16 protein-coding genes are annotated in these 20296 nt (G+C 56.9%); 5 read left to right on the top strand and 11 right to left on the bottom strand.

Features of this window, described 5'->3' with window-relative positions:
• Nucleotides 1-53 precede the first annotated feature (53 nt).
• On the bottom strand, nt 54-1214 hold the full coding sequence (locus LJE94_14930; protein MCG6911403.1) for a branched-chain amino acid ABC transporter substrate-binding protein: 1161 nt from the start codon (nt 1212-1214) through the stop codon (nt 54-56).
• Nucleotides 1215-1769: 555 nt separating this feature from the next.
• Nucleotides 1770-3248, bottom strand: coding sequence for a succinate CoA transferase (locus tag LJE94_14925; protein ID MCG6911402.1), 1479 nt, complete (start codon nt 3246-3248; stop codon nt 1770-1772).
• Between the two features lie 289 nt (nt 3249-3537).
• On the opposite strand from LJE94_14925, the gene LJE94_14920 reads away from it, so the two are divergent.
• The 4 genes from LJE94_14920 (at nt 3538) to LJE94_14905 (ending at nt 9443) form a co-directional block, all read left to right on the top strand.
• On the top strand, nt 3538-3996 hold the full coding sequence (locus LJE94_14920; GenBank protein MCG6911401.1) for a universal stress protein: 459 nt from the start codon (nt 3538-3540) through the stop codon (nt 3994-3996).
• Nucleotides 3997-4305: 309 nt separating this feature from the next.
• The gene (locus LJE94_14915) at nt 4306-7005 is read left to right on the top strand and encodes a bifunctional acetate--CoA ligase family protein/GNAT family N-acetyltransferase (protein MCG6911400.1); all 2700 of its coding nucleotides are present in this window, start codon (nt 4306-4308) and stop codon (nt 7003-7005) included.
• 106 nt (nt 7006-7111) lie between these two features.
• Complete coding sequence (locus tag LJE94_14910; protein ID MCG6911399.1) at nt 7112-8875, top strand: two-component sensor histidine kinase; 1764 nt, start codon at nt 7112-7114, stop codon at nt 8873-8875.
• Between the two features lie 109 nt (nt 8876-8984).
• The gene (locus LJE94_14905; protein ID MCG6911398.1) at nt 8985-9443 is read left to right on the top strand and encodes a response regulator; all 459 of its coding nucleotides are present in this window, start codon (nt 8985-8987) and stop codon (nt 9441-9443) included.
• Nucleotide 9444: 1 nt separating this feature from the next.
• Here the strand turns inward: LJE94_14905 and LJE94_14900 are convergent, their stop codons facing one another.
• The 7 genes from LJE94_14900 to LJE94_14870 all read right to left on the bottom strand — a co-directional run bounded on the left by LJE94_14900 (nt 9445) and on the right by LJE94_14870 (nt 17388).
• Nucleotides 9445-10500: a histone deacetylase gene (locus LJE94_14900; GenBank protein ID MCG6911397.1), complete on the bottom strand. Its 1056-nt coding sequence runs from the start codon at nt 10498-10500 to the stop codon at nt 9445-9447.
• A complete protein-coding gene (locus tag LJE94_14895; protein MCG6911396.1) occupies nt 10500-11813 on the bottom strand; it encodes a hypothetical protein in 1314 nt (437 codons plus the stop codon). Before LJE94_14895 ends, LJE94_14900 begins: the two co-directional genes overlap by 1 nt.
• Entirely contained in the window at nt 11806-13452 is a 1647-nt protein-coding gene (locus LJE94_14890; protein MCG6911395.1) for a sensor histidine kinase, read from the bottom strand. The genes LJE94_14895 and LJE94_14890 overlap by 8 nt, the downstream gene beginning before the upstream one ends.
• Nucleotides 13430-14275 carry a response regulator gene (locus LJE94_14885; GenBank protein ID MCG6911394.1) on the bottom strand — a complete coding sequence of 282 codons (846 nt, stop codon included), beginning with the start codon at nt 14273-14275 and terminating at the stop codon, nt 13430-13432. The genes LJE94_14890 and LJE94_14885 overlap by 23 nt, the downstream gene beginning before the upstream one ends.
• Before the next feature lie 10 nt (nt 14276-14285).
• Complete coding sequence (locus LJE94_14880) at nt 14286-14822, bottom strand: hypothetical protein (protein MCG6911393.1); 537 nt, start codon at nt 14820-14822, stop codon at nt 14286-14288.
• Nucleotides 14823-14951: 129 nt separating this feature from the next.
• Complete coding sequence (locus LJE94_14875; protein MCG6911392.1) at nt 14952-15992, bottom strand: sulfite exporter TauE/SafE family protein; 1041 nt, start codon at nt 15990-15992, stop codon at nt 14952-14954.
• Between the two features lie 70 nt (nt 15993-16062).
• On the bottom strand, nt 16063-17388 hold the full coding sequence (locus LJE94_14870) for a permease (protein MCG6911391.1): 1326 nt from the start codon (nt 17386-17388) through the stop codon (nt 16063-16065).
• 560 nt (nt 17389-17948) lie between these two features.
• On the opposite strand from LJE94_14870, the gene LJE94_14865 reads away from it, so the two are divergent.
• Nucleotides 17949-18179 carry a CBS domain-containing protein gene (locus LJE94_14865; GenBank protein ID MCG6911390.1) on the top strand — a complete coding sequence of 77 codons (231 nt, stop codon included), beginning with the start codon at nt 17949-17951 and terminating at the stop codon, nt 18177-18179.
• Between the two features lie 197 nt (nt 18180-18376).
• Here the strand turns inward: LJE94_14865 and LJE94_14860 are convergent, their stop codons facing one another.
• Both LJE94_14860 and LJE94_14855 read right to left on the bottom strand, forming a co-directional pair.
• On the bottom strand, nt 18377-18829 hold the full coding sequence (locus LJE94_14860; protein MCG6911389.1) for a response regulator: 453 nt from the start codon (nt 18827-18829) through the stop codon (nt 18377-18379).
• Between the two features lie 279 nt (nt 18830-19108).
• A complete protein-coding gene (locus LJE94_14855; GenBank protein ID MCG6911388.1) occupies nt 19109-20284 on the bottom strand; it encodes a response regulator in 1176 nt (391 codons plus the stop codon).
• Nucleotides 20285-20296 lie beyond the last annotated feature (12 nt).

Genomic DNA, 20296 nt, shown 5'->3' with positions numbered 1-20296 from the left:
AATCCGGGCTTCTTTGCCGGCCTTCGGCCGGCAAAGAAGCCGTCGGAAACGCTTTAGTTGGAGATGACAATGTGGCCATGGTCGTCCACCATGTAGAGATAGTAAGGCAACCCCTCACGGTCACCCTGTTTGGTGAATCCAACCGGGCCGGTGATGCCGGCGACGGCATTCACCTCGTCGCGCAGGTAGGCGGCCAGCTTTACCGAATCCGTGGTGCCGGCCTTGTCGATGGCATAGGCAATAATGCTGAAGGCGTCCGCCGCATACACGGGCCAAGGGCTGGAGGGGATTTCTCCGTAGGCGTCCCGATAGGCCTTCAAAAAGGCGGATGCTTCCTGGTAGGGCAGGTCCGAAGGCAGGGGCTCGTTGGTCATGAAGCACCCTTTGGCTACCTGCAATCCGGCGATTTTTACGAATTCGTCGTTAATGGCGGCATTGCCGCCCACGAAGGGGCAGGTGATGCCGATATCCCGGGCCTGGCTGACTAAAAGGGCCGCTTCCGCATAATAGCCGGTAAAATACCAGAGGTCCGGGTGTGCTTCTCTGATTTTTGTCAGGGGAACGTGGAAGTCCTTTTCACCGGGGGTAATGGCATCGAAGTACACCAGCTCCAGCTTGCCGGCGTCGATGAGCGGCTTGAGGCCCCTTTGGGCGTCCTCGGCCAGCCCCTTGCCGAAAGCCGTGTTGTCATGCATGATGGCCACTTTCTTGGCATGGAATTTTTCGTCGGCAACTTTGGCAAAAAAGTTTCCCTGGGCATCGTCCCTGCCGCAGGTGCGGAAAAAGTAGTCAAAATTTTTCTGGGTCAGACGCACGGCGGTCACCCCGTAACCGATGTTCACTTTTTTGCGTTTTTCATAAATGGCCATGGCGGCCTCACATACGGAAGACCCGTAGGTGGAAACGGATGCCACCACATCCCGCTGGCCGCAGAGCTTGGTCGCGGCCAGCGCACCGGTTTTGGGCTGCCCCTCGTCATCCACCACGCGCACCTCCACCGGCCGGCCGTTCAGAATGCCTCCCCGCTCGTTGATGAGCTTGGCGGCGATTTCACAGGATTGTCGGGCCATTTGACCTTCATAGGCCCACGGTCCGGTGATGGGACCCTGCAGACCGATGACGACCGGTTTGGGCCCGGCGGATACCACGGGTGCGGCCATCATCAGGATCAACATGGCAACACCGTACAATTTGAGCAATTTTTGAAAATTCATTTCAATCTCCTTTTTGCTGTGTGTTTCAATCCATCCTGTTTCCTATCTGTTTCCGGCCACTACCTGCTTTTGCTTTCTGCAAGCTTTGTACCAAAGCAGGCTCAAATGTTTTGACCAGTATTTGGGTGATCTGTTTCCTGGGGTAGCGGGCTTGTCGGGCTAACGGGTTCGTCGGGTTGGCTGGTTCACCGGGCAAGCGAGTCACTCAACCAACGCAACGGACACAACAGACGCAATGAACAAGGCCCTTGCCAACATTCTCCGGGCCTTCAATTAATTGAAAGGCCGGGCAATGTTAGCTTACAACCCTCGTCATTCCTGCGTGCCTGCCCGGTATGATGTCGGGTCGAGGACAGGCACGCAGGGATGGCGGAAAAAACTCCCCGATGGCTCCATTAATTAAGCCGGAGGTAATCCCCGGCGAAAAATGTCAACCAGCCACGGCCGTCCGTGGCCATGGAAGGCGTCCCGGAAAAGAACTATATCGCTCGCTACTGTGGTAAAACTGTTTACAGGTGTGTAAAAATTGTGGACACATTCGTCCTCTGCCGCGGTTCAGTCAGGAAGCATACTGCCTTTTTCCAGAAGATTGCGGTGAAGTTCAAAACAGCGGGCAAGATCATGACGGATATGGCCGACCCTTGCCGTCGAGACATAGCGATGCAGATAGTCCCGGAAGGTTGGGTGGGCGCATCTGTCGATGATTGTTTTCGCCCGCTGCATGGGCCCCAGTCCGCGCAGATCCGCCAGCCCCTGCTCGGTGACCAGAACCTGCACGGAGTGTTCATTGTTGTCGATGTGCGGGCACATGGGAACGATGCAGGAAATACGGCCCTCCCTGGCGATGGAAGGCGTCATGAAGATGGATAGATAGCTGTTACGCGTGAATTCGCCGCTACCACCGATGCCGTTGAGTATATCCATGCCGAAGAGATGGGAGGAGTTGACGTTGCCATAGATGTCGGCTTCCAGGGCCGTGTTCATGGCGATGACGCCGAGCCTGCGGATAATGCCGGGATGATTGGAAATTTCCTGGGGACGCAGGACGATTTTAGGACCGAAGTGATCGAAGTGGTCCACAATGGTTTTCAACTTTTGGCCGGTGACTGTCAGGCTGCAGGCGCTGGCGGCCTCGAGGCGCTCCTCGCCCATCAGGTCGACCATGGCATCCTGGAGTACTTCCGTATACATTTTAAAGGGGGGGATGTCGGGATGCTCCCCCAACGTTTTCAGCACCGCATTGGCTACGTTGCCGACGCCCGCCTGGAGGGGAAGGAACCGCTTGGGGATCCGCTGTTTGCGCACTTCTGCCAGAAGAAAATCGACGACATGTCCGGCGATGCGTTCGCTGATGTCATCCGCAGACGTAAAGCTGTCGACGTGGTCCGGTTCGTCGGTTTCGACAACGCCGACTACTTTTGCGGGATTCACCCAGGCATAGGGCCAGCCCACGCGGGTCAGCGGATCGAAGACCTGAATCGGGTTCCGGTTGGGCGGCGGCGGCATGACCAGAACATCCGCCATTTCCCGCAGGCGTGGAGACTGCCGGCGGTTCAATTCGATCACCACCTTGTCGGCATATTTGAGATAGGTCGGCGAGGCACCAATGGAAGTGGTCAGGTACACGCGGCCATCCGCGGTGATTTCGGAAGCTTCCACCACCGCGTAGTGGATAGGGCCGAAAAAGCCGAATGCCACCGTCTGGGGCAGGTGGGACAGGTGCATGTCAACGTATTCGACCTCCTGACGATTGATCTGGCCGCGGATGGCGCGACCGCTTTGGTAGGGTGCCCGCCAGGAAATAGCCTCGGCTTCGGCCAGATGGTTGTCGATGCTTTGCCCGCTGGAGGCGCCGGTAAGGACCCGGATTTTAAATGCTTTGCCGCGATCGTGGAGCTCCCGGGCCCTGGCGGCGAGGGCGTTGGGGACGGCCTTGGCTGCGCCGGCGGGTGTGAATCCGCTGAAAGCGACGGTTTGCCGGTGTCTAATGCCGGCTACCGCTTCCTCCGGCGTCAGAATTGGGTATGGTTTCAATGTATCCTCCTTCCTTGTATGTGCGGCAACCCCGCCCTTGGCGGGGCAGTCCCCGACAATCGCTCACCTTAGGTTTAATTTAAAAAAACAGCACAATCATTTATCGCCAATCACGCCTGTCATGTGGAGAGCAACTTTCATACCAAAAAAAAGGTGGGGCTTACGGAAACTGGCATATCAATTGCTTTTACCTAAATTGAGTGATTGTCGGCTTGGGTTTTACTGATTGGGCACCATACGATCGGCGTCCGCCAGAAGGGGCCCATGGACGGTAAGAAAGGAGGCCTGCATGGAAAGATTCGACAATATTCTTTATCCGGTCGATCTGTCGGAGTCATCCCCCCGGATCGTTCCTTACGTAAAAACAGTGGCCGCGAAGTTTGAAGCAACCATCCACCTGCTTTTCGTCGCCAGGATTTTCGATTACTTCAGCGGCATCTACGTCCCTGCCGCTTCGATATGCGCCATGGAGCAGGAAATCGTGAAAGGTGCCGAACGGAGTCTTGACGAGTTTGCCGACACCCATTTCGGTACCTATGAACCCGGATACACGGCTTCAGTGCTTTCCGGGGATGCCGCGGAAATGATCATGGATTACATTCTGTCCCACGTGATCGATCTCGTCATCATGGGGACCCACGGTCGCAAAGGACTGGACAAGATCATCATGGGATCGGTGGCCGAACGGATTGTCAGAAGCTCTCCGGTACCGGTCATGGTGGTGAACCCGTACAAGGTGGCCCAATAATAGCCGCATGGCTGCATAAACAACATGGTAACGATAACATAATGTTTTGTCATTATTTTCAGCATACTATCGATGGCGTCATGCCTTGGATATCACGCCCTGTGGCATCTGAGGATGATTTCTGTTTTACCATGTTGTTTACCCTTCGGGAAAGCCTGAGAACTTCAGATTCTGCGTTATTGAGGACTCGAAGTAAAGAACTACGACTTGACCCTCAGGCGTCTTGACTCTGAAGCCCTCAGGCTTCTGCAACGTTGAGGGTAAATCTCAACACCGCAACGGTATAGATAACAGCCAAGGAATGGTGTCATGGGCATTGAAAATCTGGATCGTATATTTGCACCCGAATCCATTGCAGTGGTCGGCGCCAGCGAACGCAAAGGCAGTGTCGGCGCCGCTTTGATGCAGAATCTGATCGAACACGGGTTCGATGGCGATATTTTTCCCATCAATCCGCGTCATAAGCACCTCTGGCGCAGGCAGGCCTACGCCTCCGTTGCCGGTGTGGGGAAACCGATTGATTTGGCCTTGATCGCCCTGCCGATTGTCACGGCACCCGAAATTGTCAGAGAATGCGCCGGAGCCGGGGTGGGCGGCGCCGTCATCATTTCGTCGGGCGGCAAGGAGATCGGTAGCCAGGGCCGGGACATCGAAGCCGCCATCCGCAAAGAGGCGCAGGCGTCGGGAATCCGCATCGTCGGGCCTAATTGTGTGGGCGTCATCGCCAACCGGTGCAAGCTGAACGCCAGTTTTGCCAGCCAGATGCCTCTGGCGGGGAAAATGGCCTTTATTTCCCAGAGCGGGGCCATCTGCACGGCCATTCTGGATCTGTCCATCAAGGAAAACATGGGTTTCAGCTATGTGGTCAGCCTCGGGGATATGCTGGATGTGGATTTCGGTGATATGATCGACTATCTGGCCGGGCAGAGAGACGTGGGCAGCATTGTCATGTACGTCGAAAGCTTGACCCGGTTCCGAAAATTCATGAGCGCCGCCCGGGCGGTTTCCCGCGTAAAACCGATCATTGCCCTCAAAGCCGGGCGGACCCGGGCGGGAGCCCGGGCGGCGGCATCGCATACCGGTGCCATCGCCGGTGAGGATGCGGTCTATGACGCCGCCTTCCGACGGGCCGGCATTCTGCGGGTGAAAACCTTCGAAGAGTTGCTGGACTGCGCCGAGCTGGTGTCCAAACAACCCCATCCCAGGAAACCCGGCCTGGCCATCGTTACCAATGCCGGCGGCCCGGGGGTGATGGCGGCCGACACCTTATCCGACTACGGGTACGATCCCGTTCAACTGAATGATGAAACCATAAAGAAGCTGGACGCGGTACTGCCACCCCACTGGAGCCGGGGGAATCCCATTGACATGCTGGGGGAATCCACCCCCGAAACCTATTGCCGGGTGGTCGACATCTGTGTCGAAGCGCCGGAAATCGACGGTATCCTCATCATGTCCGCACCCCAGGCCCTCGTCGACACGACGGCCATTGCCGCGTCCCTGATCGATTCGATCAAGGGCAAGTCCTTGCCGATATTTACCTCCTGGGTCGGCGGCGAAGACATACGCCGTGCCCACGATATATTCAACCGGGCCGGCATACCGACGTTCGACACGCCCGAGCGGGCCGTACGCGCCTTTATGGACCTTTATCGGTATGCCGAAAATATAAAAATGCTGCAGGAGATTCCGTCCAGGCTGTCCAGACGACTGGAGTTCGATCGCGAGGCCGGGCGGCTGATCGTGCAGAAGGCCCTGCAGGAATCCAATTCGCAGCTTACCGAGGCGGAATCCAAATCGCTGTTGGCGGCATACGGTATCCCGGTCAACACGATCGTTACGGCGGCCACGGAAACGGAAGCCGTTCAGCAGGCCGGCGCCATCGGTTTTCCGGTGGTTCTTAAAATCGACTCCCCGGACATCACCCACAAATCAGATGCCGGCGGGGTTTTTCTCGATCTGAACGATGAAGATGCCGTGCGCTGCGCATTCAACCAGGCCGTCGGCAACGCGCGGTCACATCGTGCGGATGCCCGCGTTAACGGGGTCAGCATTCAACCCATGGCCGCGGCTGCAGACTGCGAGCTGATTCTGGGGATAAAAAAAGACCGGGACTTCGGTCCGGTAATCCTTTTCGGTATGGGTGGTGCTTTTACCGAAGTGCTCGAAGATCATGCCATCGCCTTTCCTCCCCTGAACCGCCTTTTGGCCCGAAAGCTGATCGAACAGACCCGGGTCTACCGGCTGCTGCAGGGATTTCGCAATATGCCGCCCGCAGATCTGAACGCCCTCGAAGAGATCCTCATCCGTCTGTCACAGCTGGCCATCGATTTTTCGGAAATAGAGGCGCTGGATATCAACCCACTGGTGCTGACGCCGTCGGGTCCGTTGGCGGTCGATGCCCGTGTTCTCATAAAGCCTTCCGGCATCCGGTCCCCGTTGCACCTGTCGATCAGCCCTTATCCGGCTCAATACGAAACACACACCAGGACCCGCACGGGCATTCCCATTTTTATCCGTCCCATTCGGCCCGAGGATGCCCCGTTATTGTCCGAGCTCTTGAATTCGCTTTCCCCGCGGAGCGTCTACATGCGGTTTTTTACGCCGCTAAAGCAGTTCCCGCACCATCTGCTGGCCCGTTTCACCCAGATCGACTATGACCGGGAAATCGCTCTGGTGGCCTTCAGTCAGTCAAACACCGAAGACAAGCTGTTGGGCGTTGGCCGCGTCATTACCGAACGCAACCAGAAAAATGCCGAATTTGCCGTGATGGTCCTGGATGACTGGCAGGGTAAGGGCATCGGGGCGGCCTTGCTCAAACGCTGCCTTTCCATCGCCGCCGAGCACAACATCGAGCGGGTTTGGGGCACCGTTTTAGCGGAAAACAAGGAGATGCTGGCCCTGGGTAAAAAGCTGGGGTTCAAGATTCAGAGATCCCGGGATGCCGGTGAGTATGAGTTGAATATGCTGCTGCCGAAGAATGATCATCCAAAACCCGACGGTGCATGATCGATGCATGACCGGTCATCATCGCATCAACACGCAGGGAAAACGATGTGGAGACTCCTCGAAGGGGACACAAAGCAGGCGGTTCGCACATCGAGAAAGGAATGCCATGAAGCCTAAACTTTCCCCGGACACCCGGGGCCATCCAGTGGAATCGGAATCGCCCAAGAAATCACATTATGCCAAGCTGTTCAGGCGGTTTGTACTGATGACCATGGTCTGTTCACTGGTCCCCCTGCTGCTGGTCGGATGGGGGATCAATATCCACTACACCCGTTTTGCCAAGGAGCGCATGATCGATTCCCTGAAAACCCAGCTCGCCCACCACCGCACCATCATCGAGCTGTTTCTTAAAGAACATGTGTCCAAGCTGAACGCGGTGGCCCAGACCGGATCTCTCGACCAATTGAGGGATCCATCCGTCTTGAATCGCGTGTTTGAAAACCTCAACGGCGAAGACGGATCGATCACCGACCTGGGGATCATCGATGCCGCCGGCAACCATCTGGCCTACATCGGTCCGTTCGATCTTCTGGAAAAGAATTATGCCGGCACAAAATGGTTCAAGAAAACCATGCAAAACAGGGTGTTCATCAGTGATATGTTCATGGGATTCAGGAGGGTACCGCACTTCATCATCGCCGTTGTGAGGGAGGAGGAAGGCATCGGGCGCTGGATCTTGAGGGCCACGGTGGACACGGACATTTTCCGCTCCCTGGTGGAAAGCGCCAAGGTCGGCAAGTCCGGCGAGGTGCTGCTGATGAACCGGGAAGGGGTGTTTCAGACCAATCCAAAGTTCAGCGGCAGCATCATGCAGAAAGCGCCTTTTCCGCCGGGAGAATTTCACGGGGATATCCGTGTCGACATTCAGAAAGATGCCCTGGATGCGGAAAACAGGCGAATTCCCAGACAGATCGCCGCCCGGACCTGGCTGAAAGAACCCGGATGGCTCCTGATGATCCGTCAGGACTACGCCGAAGCCCTGAACGACGTCAACCATGCCAACCTTCTCACCCTCGTCGGTCTGCACGTGAGTGCGCTGATCATTCTGGCGGTTACGGTTTTAGTGACCCGGCACATGATTACGGTGATCAAGCGAAGGGATGTGGAAGCCGACCAGCTCAACAAGCAATTTTTGCAGGCCAGCAAAATGGCCGCAATCGGGCAGCTCAGCGCCGGTGTCGCCCATGAGATCAACAATCCGCTGGCCATCATCCTCACCGAGCGACAGATTCTGCTGGACGAGGGCAGCCGCGTTGCCGACATGGACGCGGCGTTCAAATCACAGTTTTTAAATTCACTGGCACAAATAGACACGCAGATTCAGCGATGCAAGCGGATTACCCAGAACCTGCTGCGCTTTTCCCGGCGGACGCAATCGATGATCGAGCCCATCGACCTGAACGGGTTTGTCGGTGAAATTGTGGAGCTGATGGAACGGGAAGCCCGCTCCGAGGGCATCCGGTTTTTTTCGGATCTGGCGGAAGACCTGCCGGAGATCCAGACCGACCCCTCGCAGCTGCAGCAGGTTTTTCTGAACCTGGTCACCAATGCCAGGGACGCCCACGAGGGTATGCCCTACGGCGCCATCAACATAACCACCCGGACCGATGAAGCCAGGCAGGGGGTACGGGTCGTTGTTGCCGATACCGGTGCGGGCATCCGTCCGGAACACCTGGAAAAAATATTCGATCCCTTTTTTACCACCAAGCCGGTGGGCAAGGGGACCGGACTGGGTCTGTCGGTGTGCTACAGCATTATACAGCGCCTGGGAGGAGATATCCGTGTGACCAGCCAACCCGGAAAGACCGAGTTCGAGTTGTGGCTTCCCCTGCGTCCCCCCGGGGAGTTGGCAAAGGAGGTTGCCGCTTGAGTCCAGGTAAACGTTGAGAGGCGAAACAGATCCATTCCACACAGGGCGGCCCCCCTTTGGCCGGCTGCTGCGGGGAGTTTTCCATGTTGCCTAAAAAGGAGACGTAAAAATGATTGGAGCCAAAATTTTACTGGTGGACGATGAAGAAATTTTTACGAACAACATGTCGAGGCTATTGAACAGCCGCGGGTACCGGGTCACCGCGGTCAACCGGGGCAGCACCGCCATCGATGCACTGGAGGAAGCGTCCTTCGACGTCATTGTTTTGGATCTTAAAATGCCGGGCATGGACGGCATTGCGACGCTGCAGGAGATAAAGAAATTGGGACTTTTCACCGAGACGTTGATTTTGACCGGCCATGGGTCCATCGATACCGCTCTGGAAGCCATTAAGTTGGGGGCCTACGACTACCTGACCAAACCCTGTGAAATCGACGAACTGGTGGAAAAGATCGAGGGCGCCTGGAAAAAGAAGGACGATGCCCAGAAAGTCGATATGCAGTCGAACATCCACAAGGTAGTGGAATCACCCCGGGCGGTGTTCGATGTTTTTCCCAAAAAAAAGTAGGTTACCGTAGTGACGGCCAGTGGGCCCTCTGTACCTGAATGACCTTGTAAAGGGTGGAAAAGGGCAGGGGGCGGGACAGACCGGCATTGCACAGGGTTTTTTCGGGCAGGGTGGGCAGGTCGCAGAGCTCCTGCAAAAGGCGCAGGCCGCAGGCCTCGATGCCTCTTAAGCTGTAGCCGCCTTCCATGATAAAACCGATGCGACCCTGGCAGACCGTTTCAGCTATCTGGATTAAAAGCCGGGCCAGCAGGGCGTAGCCCTCCGGCGTGCAGGCCATGCCGGCTAAGCGGTCGCGCCGGTATAGGTCGAAACCACAGGGGACCAGCAGGACTTGCGGCCGATACGCCAACGCCAACGGGCGTATCAGATAACGGATAATCCTGGCAAAATCGCGGTTCCCCTGCCCCTTGCCCAGGGGAATGTTGACCGTGAATCCCAGCCCCGGGCCGTTCCCCATTTCGTTCAAATTGCCGGTTCCGGGAAAGCCGGGAAATTGATGCCAGGATGTGTAAAGCACCGCCGGGCTGTCGTAAAAGGCGGACTGAATGCCGTTGCCGTGATGGGCGTCGATATCGACGATCATGATTTTTTCAAGACCGTAACACGTCTGCAGATAGCGTGCGCCCAGGGCTGCATTGTTGAATATGCAGAACCCCATGGCTTTTTCCTTTTCCGCATGATGGCCCGGGGGTCTGATACACGCAAACCCCCGCCGCACCCTCCCACGAATGATTTCATCCAGCATCGCAAACACGCCGCCTACGGCGAGACGGGCGGTGTCATAAGAGCGGGCGCTGGCCTGAGTGTCGATGTCGAAGGACGACAGCTGACACCCCGATGTTTTTTCGACCTTTTGGATGTAGGCTGCCGAATGGATCCAGCCGATTTCTTCGACCGTTGCCAGGCGCGGCTCCACTCCCATCCACCGCTTAGCGAAGGGGGCATGCTGCAGAATGGCATCCAGGGCCTGCAGCCGCCGCGGGCTTTCCAGGTGAGACATGTTTTCCAGGTGAAGGCGGTAGCGTGAATCGCTGACAACGGCCAATAGAGGTTCCATCACGGCTCTCCCATCAGTTTCAGCAGCTCTGCATATTCCGGTATGGAGCGGCGGTGCCGGTTCACCTCGTCGCCGGCCGTCGACCGGATAGCGTTTGGAATTCCCGGCTTGAAACAGGCCTTGATTGCCTCCAGGGACATTTCCCGCCTGTTTTTCCTTCGCAAGAAGTCCCGTTTCGCCAGAATTTTAGCCTGGTCCCTGACGACGGCTTGAATCTCGCTGATCAGGTTTGCAGGCATTTCCCGGCGGTGAGCGGCCATATTCACGATGGCGGCTGCCAGGCGTCCCTGCGGTTTTTTCAGGAACAGCCCGGACAATCCGCGGGGCTGAAACCCGATGCCCTCATAGAACTGCCGGGCCCCGACTTCCGAATCGAGGGCCAGCTCTCTGATTTGTGGATGTCGGTTTTTCCACACCATCCAGACACCGGCTACCAGCAGGGTGCCCACACCTTTCAGCGCCGTTGTGGGCTCGAGGGTTTCCGTGCCCGCCCGCGCGCGCGCCGAGGCAATGTATTGGATCTTTAGCGTTCGGGTTGTGTAGGCCTTTTTCAGGGTCAGATAGACCATGCCCATGAGGCGCCTGTCCACGAGGCAGGCATAGAGGTTGTCCGCCACTCCCCGGCCGAGGCAGTCCAGCAGGAACCCCACGTGAAAAAATTCCAGGTTCAGGTCCGCGGACTGGGTCAGGGCCTCCATGCAAAAGGGAAACGGCATAAAAAAAGCGGGGGTCTCGTCAGCGAGCAGGCCCCGGAAACAGTTTTCCGGGGGGGGCTTGGCGGACGCCAGTTGCAGAAGCGTCGAATCGCTGGCTTCGTTTTTTCTCAGCATTTCCAGGCGACGGATGCTCTGCTGGTGGCGGCCGCCGGAGCCATGCTCGCCCCCGGCGGCGGCACCTTGGCCCCGAGCGCGGCCGTCTTGCCGCAATTGGGCCAATGCCTGGTCAATTTTGTGGCGCACCATGAACTCGAGGCCGAAGGTGTTGATCTCGCGGGCGGCCTTCTGGAATGCGACCCCGGCACCCTTTCGGGCATAGGACTGCTTTTTCAGCATTCGCCCGTATTGGATCAGGAGCAGTTCTTCAAGGTAGGGCGGGCCGGTATTGAAGAAAATGATCCGCCTGACCGCCACCGGTTCTCCGTCGAACAGAAACTGAAAATCCCCGCCGCTTCCCGCGTCTGTTTTCGTATGGGGGGCGGAGCGGGCGGGGGTGATGCGGCCCATGCCCAGCATGGTGTCCAGGGTGTAACCGATATCCGGGTCCCGGGCGGCAATGCCCTGGATGGCCTGGCGGATGTGTTCCTTTTTAAGCATGGGGGAGGTCAACCATGAATGCAGCGCCTTGTCCGGAATTATGCAACAGCCGGATGTCACCACCCATTTTTGTCAGCAAATCCTTGCAGATGGCGAGTCCCAGGCCAAGTTTGCCCGGTTGGTGACTGACAAGCGGGTCAAAGAGCGTCTCCGCGAGATCCGGCGGCACGCCCCTGCCGGTGTCTGCAACGGTGATCTGGATCATGGCGCCCTGGGTGCGGGTTTTCAGGTGAATTTCTCCGTTTTTCCCGACAGCCTCCAGGGCGTTGACCATCAGGTTCTGAAACACCTGGCGCAGCAGCTGCGGCTCGCAGCGGACCCAGGGCAGGTCGTTTTCAAAGTCCTTATTAAGGCCGACGGCCTTGAAATAGAATTCCCGCCGGAACAGGTCGACCAGTTCTTCGAGCATGGCGTTGACGTCCACCCGGCGCACGATGGGGTCCTCTGTCCGGCTGAAGTGAGAAAGCTCCTGGAGGGTCTTTTGGGAACGCTTGATTTCACCGTGAATCTGGACGAGGCTGGCTTCGATATCGCGGCGTATCTCATCGTGGCGTCCTCCTTCCCGGTTGATCTGGCCGATCCATTCCGCGGCACTGCCGATGTTTGCCAGGCAATCGTTCATTTGACGGAAAAAGCCTTCATAGAGGTGAAGCGACAGGGTCATCCGGTTGGCCTGGCGGAGGTGCTGGCTCATAAGGTTGATTTTGCTGCGTTTATCTTCCAGCCGTTGTACAAGGTAATTGGTTGTCAGCAAAATGGTCAGACCGATCAGTATGGCCCCCAGGATGAAGACGAAAATGCCCACATTGCGCTGGCGGTTCAAGGGAGCGAAAATCGCTCTTCTGTCCATCCGGACCACGCAGAGCCAGGGCACATTGTCGAGCCAGGCCATGACTGTCAGCTTCGAACCGTTCGGTGCGATCCGGTAGCCGTCGAAATGTCCGGGAATCTCCAGGCCCGACGGTGTCATCATGAGATCCTGCCGGTGGGGAATCCATTGGTAGTCACCCCGGCGGTTGACCAGCATCACTTCATCGCCTTTTGTACCGAACGCCTCGAAGAGCATGCGGTTGAAGTATTCCGCCTTGATCGTGGCCCGCATGATCCAGTCGCGGTCGTTCTGCCTCGTTTTCACGGCGACGATGAAATGGGGAACATTGCGGAAGCCGCCGAAAAGATCGCTGATATAGGCATCGGAGGCCATGACGGCGGGGAACCAGTCCGTATTCTTATAATTGCGGGAGATCAGATCGTAGGGGCCCACATAGGCCACATGCCGTCCATCCTGGTCGATGATACCCAGATCGGTGTAGAGCGTTTGGTTCGCTCCGGGCTGCAGGGCGTTGAACACTTTCTGCAGGGCACCCGGCTGAATCAGTTCCCACAAGTCGCTGGTTTCGGCCATGGACTTGAGATCCAGGATGCGCTCTTTTAAAAAGCTGTCGATGGCCTTCTGGTGGAGATAGACCTCCCTGCTGAGCGCCGTGACGGTTTGCTCCTTCTGCGCCGAAACCGCATAGTAGTACATGCTGCCGCCGATCAGAATCAACGGGGCAAATGCGGCAGCGAACAGTGCGGCGGTAATGCTGCGCCACAATTTTCTGAAATAGGGAAAATCATTGGCTGGTGTCGTTTGCATGTTGAAATATATCCTGTAGCCGGATAAATCCCCTGACCCTGTCGTTGTCCACAACCGGCATACAGCGAATGTTGTGCTCGATCATCCGCCGGGCGGCCGTTGTCAACGCTTCTTCGGGGTGGGTGGTTATGTGCGGGCCGGTGCGCATGACGGCTGCAATGTCCATATCGGGGAGCAATTCCGGGTCGCACTTCAGGTCCGACCAGTCGATGGGCTTGTCCGGAACCTTTTGCCGGGCGGCCTGGATCAGGTCGCTGCGCTTGACGGTGCCCACTAGGTGGTCCGCACGGTCCAGGATGTAGAGAGATTCCCAGGCCGGCAGCCGTTTCTCCCGGTTAAACAGGTTAAATGCCCTTTGCAGCCGGTCCGTGGTCCGCAGCTTGAAAAAAACGGGCCAGGTGATCTCCTTGACGCGGTTGCGGGGCCAGAGCACCGGCTTGTTCCTGATCTGCTCCACCCGGCAGGCCTCCCTGATTTTTTCCGCAAGATCCTCGATGTCGCAGGGCTTCATCAGGTAGTCGTAGGCGCCTTCACGAATGGACTGGACACCGGACTCCACGGTAGCGTGGCCGGTGAGCATAATCACCTCCACCTTGGGGCGGCTTTTCCTGATCTGTTTGAGGGTGGCGATGCCGTCCATCCCGGGCATTTTGACATCCAGGACCACGACGTCGAATCCGGACGGGTCCTGCAGCGAGGCAAGGGCGCTGTATCCATCCAGGGCCACGGCGGTGTCGAACCCCCTGAACTTCAGCAGCCGCTCCAGGTTGCGGGCGAAGGTTTCTTCATCGTCCACCAGTAGAACCCGAATGCCTTTGTCCATGGCAGCTACCTCATGACATGAAAAACACGATGACGCAGAAGCAAAGCGACGTCAGCCAAAGCGTGTGGCTGAAGGTTCCTTTTGTAAGCGGGTGAAAATGCGCATCGGTTCCGGTGTGCCCTCGGGCGCACACGTACGTGACGGTCACGCGCCCTGTTTTTTTGTGGGCCACTTTCGTGCGTGTCACCCGGGCGGCGCACAGATGCCCGTCTTCGCCCATTTTGCGACTGCATGTCAGACGTGCTCCGATCCCCATGCTGACCGCGTTGTAGATCCAGTTCCAGGATACGGCGATAATCAAAAAGGAAAGAAAGAGCACCATGAAGTGGGTGCGGGTCATTCCCATGTTTGCGAGAAAATCACCGATGCCGGCGGGGTTCAAAGGCCCCTCCACACTACCAAAAAGGCCGAGATAATACAATGGAAAGCAGACGACCATCACCAGCATGGACAGACACATGCGGATCATTCGTTTCTGGAGATAGTCACGGCCGCTCCACCAGCGCTTGAACAGAGACGCTTGGTTGTAATCCGTAATCGTTTTCATGTGGTTTCCCCTTCTCCCGGAGCCCGTGCGTATCGATCCGGGGTGCGAGGGCTGTGGCTCAGCGCCTCCGGGCATCCGTTTTTGACCGTGGTGAACACGCCCCGTGCCCAAGCACGGGGCGTGTTGTGACTAGGAAAGCAGCCGTTTCTGAATGTCCGGCCAGAGCTTCCAGAAACAGAGCACGGCCAGGATGCAGCAGTAAATCGGGACCACCCATTTCCAGAATTTTTCCGGCAGAATTCTGGTGGTGTAGGGAGCGCCGACGGCCGCGAGAACGGTGCCGATGACAAAGGAGGGCAGCAGCAGGTAGTCGATGACCACGCCGCTGGTCAGCAGGGCAAACCAGACAATCACCGCAAAGAGACAGGTCGCCCCCTCGGCCAGGGAGGTCACGGCGACCATGCTTTTCACGGGCACGCCTGCGAACAGGCCGCCCACGGTGACCACCGGGCCGTAGCCCCCGCCGCCGATGCCCTTGTTGAAGCCCGCCAAACCGGCAAACAGCCACATCCACTTGGGCCGGTAATTCTTGAAGGTTTTGGCCGTCAGCAGAGAGCAGATGCCCATGACGATGAGCAGCACCGCCACGTACAGCTTGATCCAGAACTTGGCCACATTGAATATCTTGTAGGCCGCCGTAATGGAAAATCCGACGCATAGCATGCCGATGACGGCCACGATGACGACGAGCTTGGTGGTTTCGTTCATGGGCTTGAACTGCCAGGAAACATTTTCGAATTCCCCGTGGATCAACCCCGCAATCAGGCCGGTGAACATCTCGGTGATCATGACGCAGGGGACGATCTGCTTGGGATCGAACCCCGCCATCAGCATGAGGGGGGTGAGGGCCGTGCCGTAACCCATCCCGCCGGCCGAATCCATGTACTCGAAAAAGGCGCAGACCAGGACCACCCACCAGACGATCATCCAGTTGTTGGTTCCCACCCATCCCTTGGCCTTGACAAAGGCCGAGGGAAGCCTCTGGGTGAATTCGAAGGGATTACCGGCCAGCCAGACGGCTACGAGAAAGAGGGCCGCGAAAGTAGCGGCATAAATCAGCAGCGTCTTCAACTGTTTCCCGGAAAGTTTTGCCCGGTCGGACATGGAGGGTTTGCTCGCCTCCAGCTCACGGGCGACTTCCCATCCCATTTTTTTCTGTTCCACAGTCATGATGATCCTCCTTTTTTTCGGGTTAAAGATCGTTTTGTGCTAAACGGTGACATCGTTGTCCTCAGTCAGTTTACAAATAGGGCAGCACCCACAGCAGGATGGTAATGATGAAACAGGTGCCCAGAGAGGCCAGCACGTAAACGACCGTGTAGCTGAAAAACTCCTTCAGGGGCACCTTGCGCCTGTCCTCCTTTTCTCCAAGGTTCACGGCTACGAACAGGGCCGGTGCTCCAGCGATGGTCAGGTTGCTTCCCAGGGTTCCGGCCCAGAGCAGGGCCCAGTAAAGGGGCCAGGGTTCAACGGCCGCCGATTGAGATGCCAGGTCGCGGATGACATACAGCAGGGTCAGGATATAGGCGTCGTGTTCGACGATGCCGCAAATGGCAGCCGACACCCAGAACAGCACCGTCGTTCCCAGAATCAGGCTGGACTGGATGAACGGCACCAGCCAATGGGCCACGGATTCGATGACACCGCCTTTTTCCAGCCCGCCCACCAAAGCGAAAAGGGCCACGTAAAACATGACCGCGCGCCAGTCCAGTTCGGCCAGGATCTCTTCAAAAGAGGGTGCTTCGAGTTTCTTTTTGAATATTTCCAGAAAAAGGATCAGCAAAGCGGCGCCGCACAGGGTGATCATGCCCAGGTGGACGCCGAACACCGGCCGGATGGCCATGCCCACCACGGTGCCGACGAAGGCAAGGCTGACGATCCAGACAAAGAGAGGGCTTTTGAGGTGTTCGGAGGGGTTTTCCTCATCGGCGTTGAAGTTCATTTTCTGCCCTCTGAATTTTCTGGAAAAAATCCAGTAAAAAAGAGCTACCACGACGGCATAGGTGGCGGTCAGCACGAAAAAGGAGGAGGGCCGCCCGGAATGCCAGAGGAAACCGCTAAACTCGATGCCGGTTACGGAGTGCAGCAGCTGGGGCGGCAGGTCGCCCAGAAGCAGGGCCGTCCCCATGAAGTTGGAGCAGAGGCCGATGAACAAAATGGCGCCGTAAGCCTGGAAGGCATACCGGCGGCTCACGGCAAAGAGGACCGGTGCGAACATCAGCACCACCACCACGTTGTCCACCAGCAAAGAAACGAAGCCGGCGGCAGCCCCGATCAGCGTTATGAAAAGGGGCACGCTTCCCTTGGAAAGAATCAGCAGGCGCGTGGCCAGGTACTCCGGCAGGCCGGTCTTGCCGAGATAGGTGGCGATAATCCAGATGCCGATGAGAATGAAGATGACATTCCAGTCAACGACCTTGAAGGCCTGAACATCGGTCATGACATGGAAGGCGATCATGGCCGTTACCCCCAGAAAGGCGGCAATAACCGTGTCGATGATGCCGGTGATGACGAGAACGATGCTGATGCAGAAGATGATCAGAGCAGTGAGCATGGTTACTTCCATTGATTGATCTCCTTTCCGATGGGCGGCTCGGCAGGGCATCAACCTGTCGTCGACCGCGCCCGTTGCGGCCCGGTTTGCTTATCCTCAGTTATTTCAAGGGGTGTGCCAACGACGGACAGGCGGCTTTTATTTGATAATCTATTGATTATAAATGATATTTTTATTTGGGACCGAATGGGACAGGGAGATTTGTCGGCAGGGACGCAACTCGGGGGTTACAGGGGTGTATCCCCGCAAGAGACAATCGAGGCGTTTTTTGGGGAGGAATTGTTTCGACCTAATCCCGACTTAGGGTCCGGTGTTCTGCAGGTGGAAAGAGCTTAGGGCAAGGTATATCGGGGAATCGGTCATCCACGCTTATAGGGGGAAACCGATTCCCGGCTTTGGCATTTATTTTGCTTTGCCTACCGTCAGACTGGAATTTGGTTTACAGGTTGATAGCCACATCGACTTAGGTGAAAATAAGGTAAGCAATGTCGCCGCCTTTGTTCGCAAAGAGCCCGAACCGGGTTCGAGGGCAACCACGCCAAGGCGTAACTGGCGCAGAATGAGATGCCAGAGTGGAACAAAAAAAAGTCATTGAAATTATACGCCTCTACAAGGGGCAGACCCCGGTCAGGCCGACTTTGTCGGCTGACGATACGATATCCAGTGCCGTCCAGAAGATGCTGGAAAACGACGTCCAGCGCATGGTCGTGGTTCGCCGGGGCAAGCCCATCGGTGTGGTCCATCTGACGGATGCGCTGCTGGCGCTGGGGCTTGAGGTAAAAGACTATCCCAGTGTGGCATAAACCTGACCGCTGCATATGAAACAGGGTCCAGGGGCCGAGAGAAACAGAGATGAGCTCATAGCTGACAGGTCATAACTCATGGCACGCTATCAGCTATGAGCTACGCGCTTTTTTCCCATCGGCCCCTTATAGGTAACCATTCAAAGACTATTGTTAAGCGGGGATGGATGCAAACGGTCGCGCGCCCCGCAAGCGCCTCAAAAAGGTTTCCGGCCTCCCTTGCGGCTTTCCCGCAGCAGTTCCTGGTTTTCGGCGAGGCGGATTCTCTCTTCGTGGGCGTCCTTGCGTTCGCGGGCGTCGGCCACCTTGCTGAGCAGTTCATCGAATTCCGGCGGCTTGAGCAGGTAATCGAAGGCGCCCAGTTTCATCCCCTTGACCGACGTTTCGATCGTGCCGTGACCGGTCAGCATGATGACTTCCACCAGAGGAAACCGTTTCTTGATCTCCTTCAGCGTTTCGATGCCGTCCATGCCGGGCATCTTGATGTCCAGGATGACGACATCGATATCGTTTTCCGCCAGCTTATCGAGGCATTCTTTTCCGCTGAAAGCCGTCACAGTGCCCACCCCCATCTCTCCCAAAGTCAGCGACAGCATTTCGGTAAAGCGTTTTTCGTCGTCTACGATCATTAAGCGGGTAGGTCGTTTCATAAGATAATGCCTCCTCTGATGTCGGGTTAATACATATCAATTTCCGTTTATTGCGCCTTTTGTCTAAGCCTATCTAAGCTTATTTAAGCAAAATGAATGCCACTATAGCGGTTGCCGGGAAATTTCGACGCAATACCGGGTGCCACGCATGGTCTCACGCCTGGAAACCGCCCATTATCCGCACCATGACAACGGCTACCTAGGTCGTCAATCGCTCAGATTAGATCCTGCTGAACAGGTAAACTGCAACCCTACCCGAACGATGAGGTTTGGGTGAAATCAACCCGGGTTCGAGGATCGGCGCCGCTTCTCCCGGTCCCGGGCATCTATTTTGGGCAGGCGCAGCGTAAAGACGGTCCGCTGTCCCACACGGCTGTGAACGTCGATGCTTCCGCCAAGCTTTTCCATAATGGTTTTGATGACAAACAGGCCCAGGCCCGTGCCTTCTCCGGGCGCTTTGGTGGTAAAAAAAGGTTCAAAAATGCGTTCCAGATTTTCTTCCGGAATGCCCTCGCCGTTGTCCTCGATACGCATCTGCACGCCATCATCCCACTTGTCCGTGGAAACCGTGATGCTGCCACCGTTGCCCGAGGCCTGCACCGCATTGATCATAAGGTTGGTCAGTACCTGCCGCAAGGCGCCCGGATCACTCCAGATGCGTTGCCGGCCGCCGTGAAAATCCTTGCGAATGTCGACGCCTTTGTCGCCGGCCAACCCTTTGACCAGCTCGACGGCCTCATCGATCAACTGCTTCGGGTCGACTTCATCCATCCGGGGTGTTTGCCGGCGGACCGATCCCAACAGTTGATGCGTAATGCGCCGAATCCGGTCAACCGAGGTGTTGATATTGTCCAGGCTTTTCTCCATGTCAGCCCTCGATACAATCAGGCTGCCCGGGGCGTGCGGTTTCAGCCGCAGTTGAATCCACTTCACCGACTGTCCGATGATGGCCAGGGGATTGTTGATTTCATGGGCCAGGCCGGCGGACAGCGTTCCCAGGGAGGCGAGACGCTCCGCAGCCGCCATGCGCTTTTTCATTTTTTCCCGGAAAGCCGCTTCCCGGTGATGGGCCTCTTCAAGTCCAATTTTTTCATGCACCTGTTTCAGTTTACCGACCAGGTGATCGATCTCCACGGGTTTACTCAAATAGTCAAAAGCGCCGGCTTTCATGCCAGCCACGCCATCGGCTGCCGACGACTGCCCGGTAAGCAGAATGACTTCGATGGCCGGATATCCGGCCTTGATACGACGCAGGGTTTCTATGCCGTCCATGCCGGGCATCTTGACATCAAGGATAACCGCCTCGACAGGCTGCCGGAGCAGGAGCTCGAGGCCGTCATGGCCGTTTTCCGCCTGGAAAACCGTAAAGTTTCGCGACTGCAACAGTCTGGCGAGGTTCCGGCGAAAGACGGTTTCGTCATCGACCAGCAGAAGTCGGGCGTCGGTTTCGGGCATGGAATCTCCTTT

It is taken from the genome of Deltaproteobacteria bacterium (genome assembly GCA_022340465.1).
Lineage (GTDB): Bacteria > Desulfobacterota > Desulfobacteria > Desulfobacterales > B30-G6 > JAJDNW01.
Note: the sequence above shows the minus strand (reverse complement) of the source record. Positions and strands in the feature narration are given on the sequence as shown.